This is a genomic window from Chryseobacterium sp. 3008163 (assembly GCF_003669035.1).
Taxonomy (GTDB): domain Bacteria; phylum Bacteroidota; class Bacteroidia; order Flavobacteriales; family Weeksellaceae; genus Chryseobacterium.
The window spans coordinates 1,812,195-1,831,415 of the sequence record NZ_CP033070.1; the positions used below are offsets into that span (position 1 = coordinate 1,812,195).

Genomic DNA, 19,221 nt, shown 5'->3' on the forward strand with positions numbered 1-19,221 from the left:
AAATGGAAGTAATTGTATAAAACTATAAACTCCCAATACGTAACTCATGTATAAAAAAAGACTGACATTTGTAAAAAAAAGAGCACTAAAAATAGGAGCATAGACCATAACTGCATATAAACACCGGCCAAATTTGCAATTACGCGCTCTTCTTTTTTTGCATGCCAAATGGCAGAAATATTAGAATAAAATACGGGGAAAATAAAGTAGATTCCAAAACCTATTTCTCCATTTTTCTGAACATATTTGTTGCAAGCGGCAATGTGGCCCAGCTCATGTAAAAAGATGGTGGGTGTGTACAATAAAAGAATCCACAATACAGGTATTTTATCTACTGAAGGAATAGGTATTGTAGATAATAAAATTATTGCTGTGACGGAAAGTAAGATAAAGAAAACCCAAAACACGCTTTTATTAAATAATATTAGGATAGGATATACCAGTTTTTCTGCTAACTGGGCATTAATTAATCTCCTTTGAAATTTGATAAAACTCTTTTGCGGATTTGAATCGGTATCGTCTTGTGTAAAAATAGGAATCTCTTTAAAAACATTTTTTACAAAGCCTAAAAATTGGTTTTCTGTGAAATCATCCTCAAAGCAGGAATTGAATTGCATTTTCGCATCATTATAATTTTCTGTAGACGAAAGTATATCAAGAACTTTTTTACTATCATTATTGATGATGTAGTATTGTTCGAAGATTTGCAAAACCCATTGATCTTGCTGATATGGTGATAAAATATAATCTTGACGAATAAGTGACACTTGTCTTAATTTGAGGTTAATTTTAAAATTAATTCTTCATTTTGGTTTATGACATCAAGAGTTTCATCTAACCATGATTCCAATTTTTTAAAACCGTTTTTATTTGATAGTTTTTTTGCAGAAATAAAGTTTTCTTTTGCAAAACTCATAAGCTCTTCTCCAATACCCGATACATATAAAACTCTTTCTTTGTATTTATCTAATTCGTTGTTTTCGATTAGATTGTTTTCTTTCATGAATTCTTCTACCCGAGAATGTGCATAAGTCCATTGTGCGGTTAGTAAATCAGAATTAAAATCTTCAAGATCATCATTCATTTGCATTCCCAAGAAAATTTTTTTGAAAATAGTATTCGTCTCTTCTGCGTCAATCTTTGATTCAAACAGGTAATTTAATCCTATGATAGGAATATATGCCAGACAATGCTTAGAATCTGCATATTCTTCAAAATCTTTGATTGTATAAACAGATTTTTGATTATTTTCAAAATTTTCTTTTAGCAAAATTTGATAATACCTATAATTGGTTTTATCCAGATCTTCCCAAAATTGATGTGTACTTGGGAAAATATCAACTAAAAGTTTTATAGATTCCTGATGATTTTTCATCATGTGATAGATCTTATTATCATTAGTTTGGTATTGATCTGCAAAATTATAATCACCGTCAATCATCTTGTCGATCTCAAAAACGAAATAGCAAAATCTTTCAACTGCCGAACTAAATTTTTTAAATAAATTTTCATCTTTAATAACAAAATTTTCCTTTAAAAAATGAATTTGATTTTTAAAAAAAAGAGTAGATATTTTTTGTGAAGTATTCATAGAAAATTACTTTTAAATGATGATTTTAATATAAAATACCTGAGCCAATACAGGCACAGGTATTTTTTTCATTAGCAATGATAGTTATATTCCAGCGCCTCCAGCGCCACCAACACCACCACCACCATTGTCACCGCCATCACAAGGAGGTTTTGGAGTACAAGGTTTTGGTAAACAGTAAAAAGTAAACTCTTTACGCTCTTCTAATTTCTCTACAGAGAATTTTGCTAATTTTTCGTTCAAATTGTTCATCATAAAATAAATTTAAAAGTATTAAAAAATTATTGTTTGTATTTATAAAGGTTTTGCTAAAACATTGAGTTTATCACCAGTATCACCTCCGAAAATGACTCTGAAATTATCTGAAGTTTGGTCTGCTCCAATTGCAGCGGCTCTAAGAACTAAAGTATAGTTTCCAGCAGGTAGCACAGCTTCTGTACTCGGGCTTAATTTAAAAGTATTAATAGAACCACCTGTTGCTCTGTTTGCAAATGTAAAACCATCACTCATAATCGCAGAATTGACATTTATACCACTAGATGCAGGTGCCGATGTGAATATAAGCAAAGCAGCTATTGATCTACTGTTTCCATCATTTAATGTGCCTCCTGAAGAATTTCTTACATCAGCAGAAATTGTAGACGAAATAAAAACCATAGATCTTTGTGTTAAAGTAAAAGAAACGGTTAATAAATCACCAGTTACTTGATAGACTTGATTAGCAGTAACATTTAGCGTGGTCGTACTAGTAATCGCATCAGTTTGAGGAGCAGAATAACTGAACTTTTCATTACCTTTTTTCACAGAAGTATCCCCAGAAGAGTTCACATACAGAGGATTTACTGTATTTACACCGTTAAAAACTGTGGGATTGCCGGTACTATTTAACCCGTCTATGCGGATTGTTGGTGCAATAAGAGGAATTCCTGTTGTTCCTATGTTGGTGCTTAAAACATTTTTCACACCACTCACATGTAATTTTTGTTGCGGATTATCCGTATTTATTCCCACATTGCTATTCTGACCATAGCCAAAATTAAAAAAAACACCTACAAGAAATAAGGAAAATATTTTTATGTAACTTCTCATTATTATATTTTTTATTGAATTGGATAAGCAACAATACTTATATTGTCATTTCCATTTCCGTTAATAATTCTTGCAGGTATCTGTGTACTATGGGTATTAATTGAAGAAATTACATCCAAAGTATAACTACCTGCTGGGAGAGCCAAAGTCTCTTCAGAGTTGGCATATAAGATTCCTACAGCAGAACTACTATTTACCGCATTAATATATCCTTTCAAGGATTCTCCAAAAAAAGCATTTGCAGCTGTAGAAACGCCTGCAGGAGCATTAGAAAATCTGAATTTTGTACCCCATATTCTATTGGCTCCATCTGTGATTACAGATCCGTCTGATGCTTTATAAAATTGAAAACTGGTAATTGCACCAAACTTTACAAGACTTGGTGATGTAAGTACAAATACAAAAGATCGTAGAACAGTATCTGTAGAAGTCGCAGATGATTGATTAATAACAACTGGAGAAGTTATATAATCTGTTTCCGAATTTAAAGTATTAATAGGATCAATCATTACTAAAGGAATTACTAATTCAGGAGCTAAAACTACATCACCATTATCAGTTATAGAAACAGGTCTTAGCTTATCGTTAACAACTTGATTTGCATTATTTAATCCTTCTATTCTGATTGTTGGAGTAACAATTTGAACTGCTGTTCCTGAAATAGTTGATGTTGTTGAAGGACCCGATATATGAAGGGCTTTTTGTGGGCTCCCACTTACTACACCAATCCCAACCTGTGCATATGTATTTGTAATTCCAAATATAAATGATACACTTAACAATAAATTTCTCATTTTTTTGTTTAATAAGTTACAGGTGTAATACTAACACGCATTTGTTGACTAGTCTGTGCAATACTATTTATTGAAAAAGCCATACTAGCATCACCAGAAAATCCGTATAGAACAATTGTATAATTACCTTTTGGTAGATAGAGATCTTTTCTAGGTTCAAAATAAAATACACCATTCAATTGATTAGTACCGGAGGATGTACTATGAGACATACTAGACTCACCGAAAGCAACATTAGTTGCAACACCTGAGGGCGCGGAAGTAAATTTGTAATAACCACCAAAGGATCGGGCTTGACCATTTTTCAATGAAGCAGTATTCGCAATATCGCTTGTAACGGTACTTCCCATTCGAGCTTCTACATGAACAACAGATGGGTAATCTAAAGTAAATGCGTAGCTAACCACAGGTCGTTCAGTACCACCAGGTACAGCCGTTACGGGAAAAGCGGGTGAAGTGTAAAATTTATTGGTTTGATTATTATTCAAAATTACCAAATCACCATTAGAGGTTGCAAAAACTCTTTTTAGGGAAGCCGCATTTTCATGAGCTGTATTTTGCGTACTGTTTAATCCATCAATCCTGATAATTGGTTGTGCAGTTCCTGTACCTATACCTGAAATGTGGAGAGTTTGAAGAGGGGATGAATTACTTATCCCTACCTGTGCAATTAATATCGAATAGTATGAAAGGATGACTGCAAAAGTTAACTTGTACTTAATTTTCATCTGAATATGTGTTTTTTTACCCTGCAAATCTAACCAATCTTTTTCTTAATAAAGTTGTTAAAAAAAAATAATCGATATGTAATGCATGGTAAGTGAAGTTTTTTTGTGTGGGGAGGAATTTGAATAATGACCATCCTAAAAGCAATTACAGTTTTTAAATCTCAAACAGGTAAAATTGTCAGTTTCAAAGTATTTAAAATTTAAAATATCGGAAAAATCGTCCACATTTATTACATTTTCGACTATAGAACACTTTTTGAGATTGTTATTTATGAATTAAATGATTAAATAAGATTGAAAACATCAGAATTTAGAAAATCAGCTTCTAAAATTAGCACTTATTTAGACTCTTTATGCTCTGAAATCTGATGTTTAAAATCTTAAATTGACAACTAGAAAATACAGAATCAAAATACATATAATATGAACTTAAACCAATATACCGTAAAATCACAGGAAGCCATCCAAGCCGCTCAGCAAGTAGCAATGGAATTTGGCAATCAGCAAATAGAACCTCAACATCTTTTGGAAGGAATTTTTCAAATAGATGAAAATATATCGCCTTTTTTATTGAAGAAATCTGAAGCAGATGCGAGTTTGGTAAGAGAGCGGAACAGAGAAAATTTAGAAAAACTTCCGAAAGTACAAGGCGGAAACATTTACCTTTCACAATCGGCAAATAAAGTTTTGCTTGATGCTCCCAACATTGCTAAAAAAATGGGTGATGAATTTGTGACTATCGAACATCTTTGGCTTTCATTGTTAGAAACAAATTCAGAAGTTTCAAAAACTTTGAAAGATATGGGTGTTACCAAAAGTCTTTTGGAAGGTGGAATTAAAGAATTAAGAAAAGGTAGTACTGCAAATTCTGCCAGTTCAGAAGAAACGTATCAGTCCTTAAAAAAATATGCTAAAAACTTCAACGAATTAGCCGCAGAAGGAAAATTAGATCCCGTAATTGGTCGTGATGAAGAAATCAGGAGAGTTTTACAAATTCTTTCGAGAAGAACAAAAAACAACCCGATTCTGATTGGTGAACCTGGAGTTGGTAAAACCGCAATTGCAGAAGGAATTGCACACAGAATTATTTCCGGAGATATCCCTGAAAATCTGCAGGATAAAACTTTGTACTCTTTGGATATGGGCGCATTGATTGCCGGTGCAAAATACAAAGGTGAATTTGAAGAGCGTTTGAAATCTGTTGTGAATGAAGTTATCAAATCAGAGGGACAAATTATTCTTTTCATCGACGAGATCCACACTTTAGTAGGAGCCGGAGGTGGCGAAGGAGCAATGGACGCAGCTAATATTCTGAAACCTGCTTTGGCAAGAGGAGAATTGAGAGCGATCGGTGCAACAACTTTAAATGAATATCAAAAATATTTTGAAAAAGATAAAGCGTTAGAAAGACGTTTCCAGAAAGTGATGGTGGAAGAACCAGATACTGAATCGGCGATTTCTATCCTTCGAGGAATTAAAGATAAATATGAAGCTCACCACAAAGTAAGAATCAAAGACGAAGCGATTATTGCGGCTGTGGAAATGTCTCAACGATATATTTCAGACCGTTTTTTACCGGACAAAGCAATCGACCTTATTGATGAAGCTTCAGCTAAGTTGAGAATGGAAATCAATTCAAAACCTGAAGAACTGGATGTTCTAGACAGAAAACTGATGCAGATGGAAATTGAACTGGCTGCGATTTCAAGAGAAGGAAGCCAGACTAAAATTGACCATTTAAAAGAAGATATTTCGAAAATTTCTGAGGAAAGAAATGAAATCAATGCAAAATGGCTTAAAGAAAAACAAAAATCTGAGGATTTAACCTCGATTAAAAAAGATATAGAATCTCTGAAACTGGAAGCAGAAAGAGCCTCAAGAGCAGGAGATTATGCTAAGGTTGCTGAAATTCAGTACGGAAAAATTAAGGAGAAAGAAGATGCTTTGCAAAAACTTGAACTGGAAATGCAAAATCATCAGAATGAATTGATTAAAGAAGAAGTAACCGCAGACAATATTTCTGAAGTGATTGGAAAATGGACAGGAATTCCAGTTACGAAGTTGCTTCAATCTGAAAGAGAAAAACTATTACATCTTGAAACTGAACTTCATCACAGGGTTGTCGGTCAGGAAGAAGCTATCGAAGCAGTCGCTGATGCGATTAGAAGAAACAGAGCTGGATTGAGCGACGAGAAAAAACCAATTGGAAGTTTCTTATTCTTAGGAACAACTGGAGTCGGTAAAACTGAACTGGCAAAAGCTTTAGCTGAGTTTTTATTCGACGACGAAAACAATATGACGAGAATTGATATGAGTGAATACCAAGAAAGACACAGCGTGTCTAGGCTTGTTGGTGCGCCTCCAGGATATGTTGGATATGATGAAGGTGGTCAATTGACGGAAGCTGTTAGAAGAAGACCTTATTCGGTCGTGCTTTTAGATGAAATTGAAAAAGCACACCCAGATGTTTTCAACACGTTATTGCAAGTTTTGGATGACGGAAGATTGACGGACAATAAAGGTCGTGTGGTAAATTTCAAAAATTCGATTATTATTATGACTTCGAATTTGGGTTCGCATATCATTCAGGAAAATTTTGAAAATATTACTGAGGAAAATCAGGATGAGATTGTTGCTAAAACTAAAATTGAAGTTTTCGATTTACTGAAACAAACGCTTCGTCCGGAATTCCTGAACAGAATTGATGAAACAGTGCTGTTCCAGCCTTTAAGAAAAAAAGAAATCGGAAAAATCGTGCAGTATCAGTTGAGAGGTTTCAATGATTTGTTGCTGAAAAGAAATATCATTATGACTGCAACGCAAGATGCATTGAATTACCTGACAAACAAAGGGTACGACCCGGTTTTCGGAGCAAGACCTTTGAAAAGAGTCATTCAGCAGGAAGTTTTGAATAAATTATCAAAAGAAATCCTCGCTGGAACCGTGAATGACGGTGACAGAATTACGCTGGATTATTTCGAGGAGACAGGTTTGGTTTTCAGACCTACAGAAAAATAAGTAGTTTTTTTTTCATATATATTATTTTTAAAGAATTTCCGCAGACAAAATCTGCGGAAATTTTCATTTGTAAAACATCATCTGTAAAATAAGCAAATTCAATTGTCGATACCTTACTCTAGTCAAATCGTATTTTCTTACGACATGAAAATTCAGAGTCACCATCTACTAATCAGTGATTTAACATAAAAAAGAAGCCTTTCAGCTTCTTTTTTTAAATATTGTTTGAAAAATATCTCTATTTTATATTCACTAATTCTACATCAAAGATAATGGTAGCACCTGCCGGAATTGCGGGTCCGGCACCTTGATCTCCATAAGCCAGATCTGAAGGAATGTAAAATCTGTATTTAGATCCTTTGCTCATGAGTTGAATACCTTCTGTCCAACCTTTGATTACGCCGCCAAGATTGATATCCATTGGATTACCTCCATTTTTGTCGGTAGAATCGAAAACAGTTCCATCCAGAAGTTTTCCGGTATATTTTACCTGTACAACATCTGATGCTTTTGGTTTTGTTTTTCCATCGCCTTCCTGCAAAACTTCGTACTGCAAACCTGAAACTGTGGTTTTCACTTTAGGGTTACTTTTATTTTTCGTAAGAAAATCTAGACCTTTTTTCTTATTTTCTGTTGCTTGCAATCCTGCTGCAGCTTGCTTTTTTTCATGTTGCTTCTGCATAAAGTCTTGCATAAAGGCAGTCATTTCTTCGGCCGGCATCAACTTCTTTTTTCCATCCATTTCTTCTTTGATAGCCTGAGCCAAAAGGTCTGCATCTACTTTGAAACCTTCTTGTTTCATGTTTTGGGCAATACTTAAACCAATATAATAAGAAGCTTTCTGGTCATCCGTATATTTGCTATCCACCTTAGTCTCACTTTTCTGAGCACATGAAATACTAAATATTGCTATGCAAAATAATGCGATAGTCTGTCTTTTCATTTGATAATTTTATTATTTATGATGAACGAATTAAATCGGTGCAAATCTATCATTTATTACAGAAACTTTCCCGCTCTAAATAATTTTTCTACTATAAATTTTTCAAGTTATCATCCGGTGTATAATCCATAAAAAGCCCACCATCAAGCATTACAGATTTTACTTTCTTTTTGTTGAAATAGAAATCACTGCTTTTTTCTGATCATTTTCCCAAATTTGAGGAGTAAAATGAGTTTTCTCAACCGACTGATCTTCGTAAGTCACAACCGCATCAAAAGGAACTGCAAAACCTCCTATATTATCTACCTTAACTAATAATTTTCCTTTCTGCTGACTCGCATTTATTATTTTTAAATCGATATAATTGTTGGTGTAAAACCAATTATTGAAAAACCAATTCAAATTTTTTCCAGATCCTGTGTTCATCGAATAAAAATAATCCCACGGAATCGGATGTTTCCCATTCCAGTTATCCATATAATGATGTAAAGCTTTTTTAAACAAATCATCTCCCAGATAATCTTTTAATGCTAAATAAGACAGCGATGATTTTACATAAGAATTATTTCCGTAACCTGCTCCACTCACCTGCGTGCTCATCGTGATGATGGGTTGATCTTGTTCTGCTGAAGCATCATTGATCCATTTTTTGACACGGAAGTTTTTATAAAATTTTTCGGCGGCATCTTTTCCGTTCTCATCAATTCCTATTAAATATTCCAAAGTGGTTGCCCAGCCTTCATCCATAAAGGCATAACGGGTTTCATTAATTCCCATATAAAAAGGGAAATAAGTGTGCGCAATTTCATGATCAGCCGTCAGTCTTGCATCCTGCAAATCATCCGGAATACTTGTATCGTTGATCATCATTGGATATTCCATATCGGCATACCCCTGAATTGCCGTCATCACAGGATACGGATATTCTACACCCGGCCAGTTTTTTGAAAACCAATCGAGATTATAGCGCATCCATTCTACATAATGTTCAAAATCTTTTGCGCCCGCTTTGTAACCAGCCTGTACGCTTGCTCTTTTGGTTTTAAGCCGAACGCTCGAGCCGTCCCAGACATAATGATTACTCAAAGCAAAACAGAAATCTGTGATGTTATTGGCTTTAAATTTCCAGATATTCCATTTATTATTTTTGGTGACTTTACCTGATTTCATCTCTGCTTCGTTGGCAATGTGAATGATCTCATTGCTCGTAAGAGAATTTTTAAATCTATTCAAATATTCCGGTTGCAGAACTTCTTCAGGATTCAGAAAATCACCCGTAGACCAAACCACATAATTTTTCGGAGCAGAAATGGCAAAAGAATAATCATTAAAATCATTATAAAACTCCTGTCGGTCAGAATGCGGAAGCATATCCCAGCCATTGTAATCATCATACACAGAAATTCTTGGGAAAGAATAGGCTACATAAAAAGTCTCAGAATCGATCTGTCCTTCCCTTCCGCTTTGTACTGACAAAGGATATTCCCATTCAATTTTCACCTCAGCTTTTGATTTCGATTTTAAAGCGGTCTTAAGCTTTACCTTTTCCACCGTTCCCCAACTTTCACTGTTGACATTGTATGCAGAACCATCGACGATGAAAGATTTAATTTTTAAACCTGATGATAAAAAATCTTTTGAAACAGAACCGGATCTTGGAGATTCTGGTTTATGTAAATTGTTGACAAATCTTATCGCTAATTCATCTAAATCATTCGGACTGTTGTTGCTGTAAATAATCGATTCTTTTCCCGAAACAATTTTGGTTTTAGCATCTACTTTTACCTCAACATCATAAATTCCTTTGTTCTGCCAGTAGTTTTTCCCGGGTGCTCCGGAAATATCACGAGTTCCGTTTTCGTATGCTTTTTTAATATTTCTCGGCATATACAATTCCTGAGCGGAAATATGTACAGATAAAGCCATGGCGACCAATCCCAAAAGAAATCTATTCATGTTTAATTTTTAAATAATGAATGTCAAAAATAGGGAAAATGTAATAAAACCTTTGAAAGATTAAACAGGCAGTTAAAATAATTTAACCCAAAGAGATTGTTCTCAAATGTACAAACTGAGCTGGTGAAAATTTACATTCTTCCCTGTTCATCGGCTTTTTTAATTGCCTTAGCATTTTTCACTGATTGGTTACCAAAATTAAATTTCACAGAAACAGAAACACTTTGTGTATCTCGGTAGTCGATGAAATAATTATCCTGGTTGGCATATTTGGTACTCACCTTTTCTCCAGATGTTCTGAAAATATCATTGAAAACAAGACTCGCCTCAAGCTTTTTGTCGAAAAACTTTTTATTCATGACCAAATAGGCAGATGACGAACTAGAAATTCTAAATGTACCCTGAATAGATGGCGAGTTGTACCGATGACCCAATTCTAATTTCCAATCGCTGTTTTTGTCTAAAGTAAAACTTGTGGAAATATCAGAAACCCAGTTCCATACCTTGTTTTTATACAATACATTATCGATACCGATAAAATAATTTTCGTTGTGTTCAAGGTTTTCAGATAAACTCAGACTCCACCAAGGTTTGATTTGAAAATTTTTATATACACTTAATCCAAACGCCTGTCCTTTCTCGATATTTGTAAAATTATAAATCAAATTATTGGTACTTGGCTCCTGAAAAGAGATTTCCATCGACGGGAAAATTTCTTTTCTGTAATAGAAATCCAGATTCCATTCTTTCCACGTGTAGGTAAAATTGAGGTTATGGATAATAGTAGCCTTCAATTTAGGGTCACCCTGAAAATAGGAGAACAAATTATAATATGATTTCGCAGGATTGAGCCATGAATACGAAGGTCTGCTGATGCGTTTTCCATAAGACAACCCGAACTGATGATTATTGGCGGTAGTATATTGGGCATAAAGTGTAGGAAATAATTTCCAGTAATTGTTTTTATTCACTTCAAACGGCTCTGAAACCACTCCTTCCAAGTCGGTTTTTTCTGCCCGTAATCCTGCTTTGAAATTCCATTTCCCGGGATTGTAGGTCAATGAAGTATAGAGTGCAAAATTGTGTTCTTTGTAATCAAAAACATTGCTTTTATCCGATCGGTATTGTAATTCTCCGTTTTCATTATCCGAAAAATCGAGTTGGCTGTTGGTTTTCACAAAGCTGTATTTTCCGCCGGATTCTACTTCCCACTTTTCATTTTTCCACTGATAATCTGCCTGTGTGGAGTAAAGTTTGACATCACTTTTATTATTGGTTACAAAATTATTTTCTGTTGGAGATTGGTTCACAAAATCAAGATAGGTTAAGACATCCTGATATTTCTGTGCATTGTTTCCAGCAAAATAATTCGTCCAGGTTAACTTGCTTTTTGCATTTAATTTTCTGTCTACCTGAAAGCTTACCGAATTATTGATACTTCTAGAATGATGATCATTAATGGTTGTATAATTCGATTCAACTTCATTTTGGCTGTTATAAATTAAAGTCGGCACGTTGTAAGTTCCAAACGATTTTGGACTAAAAAATCCTGAATAATTTAAACTCACATTGGTCAGACTGTCAATTTCATATTCCAGATTAAAATTGACCGTATTCTGGCTCGCGTTCTTATCTTTTCTGTTCATTGTACTAATCCATCGGGTCTGATCTTCAGCATAATTTACATAATCTGTACCTTCACGATAATAGGTTCCGCTTCCGAAATAATAACTTCCCATTACCGAAAGCTTATTCTTTTTATAATACTGAGAAATTCCAGCCACGCCCTTTGCATATTGACTTTGAATATATTTTGAGCTCAAAACGCCACGATATCCTTCAATTTTATTTTTCTTCATGACGATGTTGAGAACCGCACTTCCCGAAGCTTCGTATTTTGCGGGCGGATTGGTGATAACTTCTACAGACTTCACTTCATCACCCTGAGTATTTTCCAATAAATCCTTCAGTTCGTCGCCTGTGAGCATTACTCTTTTATCATTAATTGTTACGACGATACTCTGACTTCCTTTGATTGCCAAAACATCATTTCCCGATGTAACTCCGGGAGTTTTTTTAAGAATCTCCCAAGCATTAAGTGACGAGATATTGCTGTTTTCTACATTAAATTCTAATCGGTCTATTTTTCTTTTCACCAAAGGTTTCTGTTTGGTCATTACCACTTCCTGAATTTCCTGAATATCTTTTTTAAGGATAATCTTTAAACTTTCTTTTTGCTCATCCAAGTTTAGATTTTTTTCCAACTGAGCATATTCTAAATCTTTGATGATTAATTTTACATTGTTTTCTGTGATTCCATCCAATACAAAATTTCCGTTTTCATTCGTGATTACAGTTTTCAATAAAATATTTTGAGAATTGTAAACTTCTACAGAAACCAATGGCAATTTTTCTTTCTGAACGTTCGTAATCGTACCTTCAATTTTAGTTTTTTGCGAAAACAAAAGAGCCGGAAAGAATAATAAAATGAGAAATTTATACATGAGGATTTATTTAGATTTTAATAGTCAGAAATTTTTTTTTCTTCTCGTACAAAAGTCTGCAATGCTCAAGAGAATTTAGGTTAATGGAAGGTTAACGAAGGGTTAATGTCTATTGGGGAAAAGATGAATGCTTTATCTTTGTTTTAATGATTTCAAAAAGCAAAAATCTTATCACTCTGTTTGCTACTTTATTCCTGCTTCTTTTGGGGATTCAAGGATATTTTATGTATAAAACCTATCAGGTAAAAGAACGTGAAATCTACCGCGAGGTTCATAAGACATTGACAGAATACACTGATCATCTTGAAGACAAAGGTGGAATGAAAAGAGTACACGATGATACAGTGCAAGCCATTTTAGTTCGGTTTAAAAACAAAGAAATTACCCATGATGAATTTCTGAATCTTTTCGATAAAAACAGAATTGCTACCGAAAAAGAATTTAGCAAATATGTAGATGACCAATTTAAAGCTGAAGGGTATGAGGTTGCGGTAAAAATTGAATATTCGTCAATTATTTTTAATCCTACAAAAACAAATCTCATTACAAAACCCATCGTTATCTACGAAACTAAAAAAAAGGTAAAGAAAGCCGGAATTTTAAATACTGGGACTTGGGAAACCACTTCTAAATCAACTGATACTGATGACAAAACACTCACCAGAAATGACAGCTTCTCTTTAAAGAGTACCACTGGATATGAAATTTTAAATATAAAAACAGTGGTTTTCAGAGAATTGACTCTGCTTATTTTATGTTGTATCGCTTTGCTTGCAAGTGTCCTGATTTTATATATTTTCACGATTAAAAACCTCATCAAACAACAAAAACAGATTGAAGTTTTACACACCATCGTTGATAACATTTCGCATGAGTTCAAAACCCCGATTGCTACTTTGAAGATTGCCTCAAAAACTCTGAAAAAGAATCTTAATGCGGAAACATTACCCTTAATTGACCGACAAGTTAACCGATTAGAAAACCTATTACTTCAACTTCACAAAGATGAAAATACAGCGGAAACAATTTTTATACAACCCGAAGATTGGGATTTTTTTATTCATGATCTGGCTTTTACATATCCTGAGCATGCATTTAAGTTTCAAAATGACATTGAAAAAGAGATGCCTTTTGATAAAAATTTAATGGAAACTATCGTTAAAAATCTCTGCGAAAACAGTGTAAAATATGGTGCTTCTGAAATCGACATCAATATAATTGGCCAAGAAAAACATTTAGAAATAAACATTTCTGATAACGGTGAAGGCATTGCGAAAAATGAACAGAAAAGTATTTTCGAAAAATTTTACAGAATACAATCCAACAACATTCACAACACAAAAGGTTTAGGATTAGGACTTTATTTTGTGCAGAAAATAGTTTCAAAATATCACGGGAAGATAGATGTGAAAAGTGATATCAATATCGGAACACAATTTAAAATCAATTTGCCGTATGAACACTAAAATTCTTTTGGTAGAAGATGATTCAGACTTTGGGATGATTCTGAAACAATATCTTGAATTAGAAGATTTTGAGGTTGTCTGGTTTCAGAATCCGGAAGATGTTGTGACTATTTTAGCTTCAGATTTCCCGTATCACATCGGGATTCTAGACATTATGATGCCGAAAATGGATGGCTTTTCTTTGGCGAAAATCATTTTAAAACAGAAACCACAGTTTCCACTCCTTTTTTTAACCGCTAAAAATCAAAAAATCGACCGTCTTACAGGTCTGAAAATCGGTGCAGATGATTATCTGGCAAAGCCTTGTGATCCTGAAGAATTAATTTTAAGAATTAAAAACATTCTGAAAAGAACGACATCGAATATCCCAAACACTCAGCAGAAAATCGGAGATTACATTTTAGATTCAGACAAGTTGCTACTCATTCATCCCACAGGAAATATCCGTTTAACCATCCGTGAAAAAGATCTGTTAATTTATCTTTTACAACATAACAATCAGATGATTAAGCGTGATGACGTTCTCGATAAATTATGGGAAACTAACGATTATTTTACCGGAAGAAGTCTTGATGTTTTCATCAGCAAACTTAGAAAATACTTAAACAACGACCCTACCATAAAAATTCTGTCAGTAAGAGGCATTGGCTTTGAAATCAATTTTCCTGAGAGATAAATTTAGTGAAGAATAATTTGAATATTCATTATTAATCATATTGCTTAATTTTTAACGCAAAGTGTGCAAAGATTTTTTAACTACTAACTATTTTTAAAGTTACACAAAGCCGTTTCACTTATAAAAGCTCACAAAGTTTTTTTCATTTATGACAAATTACGGGCAATCAAAAAAAAGCTTCATCCAACTGAACAAAGCTTATTTTCTATTTTGAATTTATTTAAAATTGCAAATCAACCAAAACCGGAAAATGGTCTGATGGATAGAGCAGATTTTCTCGTCTGTCGTTGATGTGTCTGTGAGATTTTATTTTAAAACCTTTCGTGAAAATATAATCGATTCTGTCTTTCGGAACTTCATTGACGTTAAATGCTGTGAACGTCCCTACCGGACCATAATGTTTCTTTTCAGCATTGTAGAAAGTATCTTCCAGATTTTGAGAAAGAATTTTTACAGGCTCTGAATCTTCCGTTAAATTAAAATCACCCGTTAAAACTAAAGGCAAATTTTTCGGATTTAATTCTTTGACTTTCTTTAAAATCAATTCTGAAGATTTTACTCTTGCAATATTTCCGATGTGATCAAAATGAATATTCATTGCCAGAAATTCTTTCTTTGAATCTTTATCTTTAAAAATTGCGTAGGTACAAATTCTATTCAAAGCCGCATCCCAACCTTTTGATGGTTTTTCGGGAGTTTCAGAAAGCCAGAAGGTTCCTGATTTTACAATCTGAAGTTTTTTAGTATCATAAAATATTGCCGAAAACTCACCTTTCTCTTTGCCGTCATCCCTTCCAACTCCTACATAATCGTAATTTCTCAAACCTAATTTAATATCTTTCATCTGCTCAGGAAGCGCTTCCTGAACACCAAAAAAATCCGGGTGGTAATAAGTCAACAAATCTGCAACATCCTTTTTTCTGTTTGTCCATGCATTTTCTTTGTCGGAATCAACATTCAGTCTGATATTAAAACTCATCACTTTAAGATCCTGAGAAAAACCTAATGCGAAAAACATCAGCAATACGATTGAAAATCTGAAATTCATTATTATTTCATTTAAAATTAAAAAACAAAAATAAAACTTCTGATCTACAGAGAAGCTATATATATGAAAGTTCACTGTTAAATTAAATTCATAAAAAACTCCGGAAAATTTCCGGAGCAATTATTTTATATTTTAAAATTTAAAAAGATGATTGGGAATTTATTCTTTAGTAAACTTAAATTCTCTACCGCCTTGTTTAAAACTGATGGTCTTTTTATCCTGGCTAAATGTCAGTGATATTTGTGCCTGCTCGAATGTAAATGTGTTATTCCCAATATATTCGAGATCAAATTCCGGCTGTCCGGTTGCCTGGCCAAAGAGCTGATTATTTTTTTCGATAAACTTCAGTTTTACCGGAAGATCTTTGCTCCCAAATGTTCCGGTAAAATCTTTTGCATTGATTTTCTCCACCATTTTTGCATCTGCAGAAGACCATGTGTTATTTTTAGGGTTTATATCAGGAATTTGAGATTTAGGATCTAATTTAACCTCTGCGATTTCTTTTGTTGAATCTACTTTAAACGTCCATTCCGTATTTCTTTTCCAGATTTCTACAGGTAACTTTACAACTTGCTCAGTTCCGTCTTTAAATTTTAACTGAATACTGGTCGGCATTGGTAATTGACCCAAATTTTCTACGGTAATCTGCGCTCCGTTTTTGAAATCACCATTCACATATTTCACAGTCTTTACCGCTTGGTCGATTTTCCATTTGTTAATGAACCAACCTCTCCAAAACCAATTTAGTTCTTCTCCTGAAACATTTTCCATGGTGTGGAAGAAATCCCACGGTGTAGGATGTTTGAATGCCCAACGCTCAATGTAAGTGCTGAAAGCTTTGTCGAATTTTTCAGGTCCAAGGATAGATTCTCTCAAAATCCCCATTCCCATTCCTGGTTTGTAATAGGCTAAAACTCCGATATTATTTTCTTTCATATTATCAGGTCCCACCATAATCGGTTCAAATTGATCACTCATCAGAAAAGCTCCGGTCTGTGCAATATTTTTCTTTGAATAATATTCGCCTTTATTGAAAGCTTCAGTAGATAATTCATTGATAAATGTGTTGAAACCTTCATCCATCCATGCAAAAAGTCTTTCGTTTGATCCCACAATCATCGGGAACCAGTTGTGCCCGAACTCATGATCGGTAACACCCCAAAGATCTTCTCCTTTAGAATTCATATGGCAGAAAACGATTCCGGGATATTCCATTCCGCCTTCGTTTCCTGCAACGTTGGTTGCCGCTGGGTAAGTATACTCATACCATTTGGCGGAATAATGTTCGATAGCCGCTTTGGTGTATTCTGTAGACCTTCCCCAAGCGCTATTTCCTGCACTTTCAGAAGGGTAAGCAGAGATTGCCAATGATTTTTTGCCACTCGGAAGATTAATTTTAGCAGCGTCTACAATAAACGCTGGAGAAGATGCCCAGGCAAAATCTCTGGTCTGATTGATTTTAAACTTCCAGGTTTTTGTTCCTGAGGCATTATTTTTACCAATCTCAGATTCTGGTCTGATCATGACGGTTTTATCTGAGTTTCTTGCCTGTGACCATCTGTTGTTTTCTTCTTTTGAATACACTTCTTTTTCATTTAAAAGTTCTCCCGATGCAACAACATAATGATTGGCAGGAACAGTAATGTTTGCAGTAATATCACCATATTCAAGATAAAACTCTGAGGCTCCTAAATAAGGCATCGTGTTCCAGCCCAAAACGTCATCATACACGCACATTCTCGGATACCACTGCGCCATCGTAAAGATTTTACCGTTTTTTGTATCCTCAACACCCATTCTGTCTGAGCCGTATTGTGGAGACAAGAAGGTATATTCAATTTTAATTTTCGCTACTCCACCTTTTGCTTTTAATTCTTGTGGCAAATCGATCTGCATTCTGGTATCTGTAATGGTATATTTCACATCCTTACCGTCGTATTTTACAGATTTAATTTTATATCCGCCTTCGAAAGTCTCCCCTTTTGCTCCGTTTCTGCTCCCGGAAAGAGGTACAAGCGCATTTCCACGGGAATCTTTTTCAAATAAATTTTGATCCAGCTGCAGCCACAGGAAACTCATCTTATCCGGACTGTTGTTGGTATACGTAATTTCCGCAATGCCTGCGATTTCATTTTTGGTGTCATTCAGGCTGACGTTGAGATGATAATCTGCAGAGTTTTGCCAATAAGCATGTCCCGGCTGACCGCTTGCTGAACGGGTTTCTGTTCCGGTTTGAGAATAGAAAAACGGCTTAAAGGCTTCTACATAATCATACTTGGGAGCTTCCTGAGCATACACAGAATTGGCAAAAAGCATTACTGCTACCGTAGAAATTATCGATGGAAATTTAAAATTCATTGAAAATATTTTTTGATTGGTAAAAAAACTCCTGAAATTGTTACAATTCCAGGAGCCTAATTTAGTTATTTTAATTAATTTGATTTTTTTGATTTAATCATAGCCTCCAAAGTATCCCACATTTCCTGCGGAATATCTTCAAGCATATTAAATTCACCTGCGCCCTGCAGCCATTCTCCACCATCTATGGTTACCACTTCACCATTTACAAAAGATGAAAAATCTGAAACAAGGTAAGCCGCAAGATTTGCCAGCTCCTGATGTTCTCCCACCCTTTTTAACGGATTTTTTTTAGCCAAATCAAATTGGTCTTTCATATCTCCGGGCAATAATCTATCCCAAGCTCCTTTTGTAGGGAAAGGTCCCGGCGCAATAGCGTTAAAGCGAATATTATATTTCCCCCATTCCACGGCTAAAGATCTTGTCATTGCCAAAACTCCCGCTTTTGCACAAGCTGATGGAACGACGTATGCAGAACCCGTCCAGGCATACGTAGTGACAATATTTAAAACAGTTCCCGGTGTTTTAGAATCAATCCAGTGTTTTCCTATAGAAAGGGTACAGTTTTTTGTTCCTTTTAAAACAATATCTAAAATGGAATCAAAAGCAGAATGCGTTAATCTTTCAGTTGGTGAAATAAAATTTCCGGCTGCGTTATTTAATAAAATATCAATTCTCCCAAATTCTTTTAACGTCGCTTCTTTCATTGCTTCCACTTCATCCCAGTTTCTGACGTCGCAGGCAACACAAAGCACTCTTCCACCGGTTTGGTCTTCCAATTCTTTGGCTGTTCCGTAAAGTTTTTCAAGATTTCTTGATGTGATCACCACTTTTGCTCCCAACTGAAGAAAATATTTGGTCATTGCTTTTCCAAGACCGCTTCCGCCGCCGGTTACAATCGCTACTTTTCCTTTAAGAGCATCTTCCCGCAACATGGGTTGTGTATATTGATTCATATAATTTATTTTTCTTAAAATAATAAATATTAAACGGATGGAGCGTAAAATCTATGGATAAATGATGTTGTAAATAATATTCTGTGCATCGCAA

Annotated in this window: 14 protein-coding genes and 1 pseudogene; 3 read left to right on the forward strand and 12 right to left on the reverse strand. The window is 34.6% G+C overall.

Features of this window, described 5'->3' with window-relative positions; all coding sequences use genetic code 11:
- Positions 1-44 precede the first annotated feature (44 nt).
- The 6 genes from EAG08_RS08185 to EAG08_RS08205 form a co-directional block, all read right to left on the reverse strand.
- A complete protein-coding gene (locus EAG08_RS08185) occupies positions 45-767 on the reverse strand; it encodes a hypothetical protein (RefSeq protein WP_129535015.1) in 723 nt (240 codons plus the stop codon).
- Positions 768-772: 5 nt separating this feature from the next.
- A complete protein-coding gene (locus tag EAG08_RS08190) occupies positions 773-1,591 on the reverse strand; it encodes a hypothetical protein (RefSeq protein ID WP_129535016.1) in 819 nt (272 codons plus the stop codon).
- 84 nt (positions 1,592-1,675) lie between these two features.
- On the reverse strand, positions 1,676-1,846 hold the full coding sequence (locus EAG08_RS21340; RefSeq protein ID WP_164998546.1) for a hypothetical protein: 171 nt from the start codon (positions 1,844-1,846) through the stop codon (positions 1,676-1,678).
- Between the two features lie 39 nt (positions 1,847-1,885).
- On the reverse strand, positions 1,886-2,680 hold the full coding sequence (locus EAG08_RS08195) for a hypothetical protein (RefSeq protein WP_129535017.1): 795 nt from the start codon (positions 2,678-2,680) through the stop codon (positions 1,886-1,888).
- A gap of 11 nt (positions 2,681-2,691) precedes the next feature.
- A complete protein-coding gene (locus EAG08_RS08200) occupies positions 2,692-3,474 on the reverse strand; it encodes a hypothetical protein (RefSeq protein WP_129535018.1) in 783 nt (260 codons plus the stop codon).
- Between the two features lie 8 nt (positions 3,475-3,482).
- Positions 3,483-4,202 (reverse strand): hypothetical protein, encoded by a 720-nt coding sequence (locus EAG08_RS08205; RefSeq protein WP_129535019.1) that lies wholly within the window; start codon positions 4,200-4,202, stop codon positions 3,483-3,485.
- Positions 4,203-4,625: 423 nt separating this feature from the next.
- Here EAG08_RS08205 and clpB point away from each other — a divergent pair, with 423 nt between their 5' ends.
- Positions 4,626-7,220, forward strand: coding sequence for an ATP-dependent chaperone ClpB (gene clpB, locus EAG08_RS08210; RefSeq protein WP_129535020.1), 2,595 nt, complete (start codon positions 4,626-4,628; stop codon positions 7,218-7,220).
- A gap of 238 nt (positions 7,221-7,458) precedes the next feature.
- Here clpB and EAG08_RS08215 read toward each other — a convergent pair whose 3' ends face one another.
- The 3 genes and pseudogenes from EAG08_RS08215 to EAG08_RS08225 all read right to left on the reverse strand — a co-directional run bounded on the left by EAG08_RS08215 (position 7,459) and on the right by EAG08_RS08225 (position 12,623).
- On the reverse strand, positions 7,459-8,163 hold the full coding sequence (locus tag EAG08_RS08215) for an FKBP-type peptidyl-prolyl cis-trans isomerase (RefSeq protein ID WP_129535021.1): 705 nt from the start codon (positions 8,161-8,163) through the stop codon (positions 7,459-7,461).
- 91 nt (positions 8,164-8,254) lie between these two features.
- Positions 8,255-10,119: pseudogene (locus tag EAG08_RS08220) on the reverse strand (M1 family metallopeptidase).
- A gap of 131 nt (positions 10,120-10,250) precedes the next feature.
- Positions 10,251-12,623: an outer membrane beta-barrel family protein gene (locus EAG08_RS08225; RefSeq protein WP_129535022.1), complete on the reverse strand. Its 2,373-nt coding sequence runs from the start codon at positions 12,621-12,623 to the stop codon at positions 10,251-10,253.
- A gap of 146 nt (positions 12,624-12,769) precedes the next feature.
- On the opposite strand from EAG08_RS08225, the gene EAG08_RS08230 reads away from it, so the two are divergent.
- Entirely contained in the window at positions 12,770-14,089 is a 1,320-nt protein-coding gene (locus tag EAG08_RS08230) for a sensor histidine kinase (protein WP_129535023.1), read from the forward strand.
- Positions 14,079-14,765, forward strand: a complete 687-nt coding sequence (locus EAG08_RS08235; RefSeq protein ID WP_129535024.1) for a response regulator transcription factor — start codon at positions 14,079-14,081, stop codon at positions 14,763-14,765. Before EAG08_RS08230 ends, EAG08_RS08235 begins: the two co-directional genes overlap by 11 nt.
- Positions 14,766-14,985: 220 nt before the next feature.
- Here the strand turns inward: EAG08_RS08235 and EAG08_RS08240 are convergent, their stop codons facing one another.
- The 3 genes from EAG08_RS08240 to EAG08_RS08250 form a co-directional block, all read right to left on the reverse strand.
- On the reverse strand, positions 14,986-15,813 hold the full coding sequence (locus EAG08_RS08240) for an endonuclease/exonuclease/phosphatase family protein (RefSeq protein WP_129535025.1): 828 nt from the start codon (positions 15,811-15,813) through the stop codon (positions 14,986-14,988).
- A gap of 159 nt (positions 15,814-15,972) precedes the next feature.
- Positions 15,973-18,171: a M1 family metallopeptidase gene (locus EAG08_RS08245; protein WP_129535026.1), complete on the reverse strand. Its 2,199-nt coding sequence runs from the start codon at positions 18,169-18,171 to the stop codon at positions 15,973-15,975.
- Positions 18,172-18,245: 74 nt separating this feature from the next.
- Positions 18,246-19,127, reverse strand: a complete 882-nt coding sequence (locus EAG08_RS08250) for an SDR family oxidoreductase (protein WP_129535027.1) — start codon at positions 19,125-19,127, stop codon at positions 18,246-18,248.
- Positions 19,128-19,221: the final 94 nt, after the last annotated feature.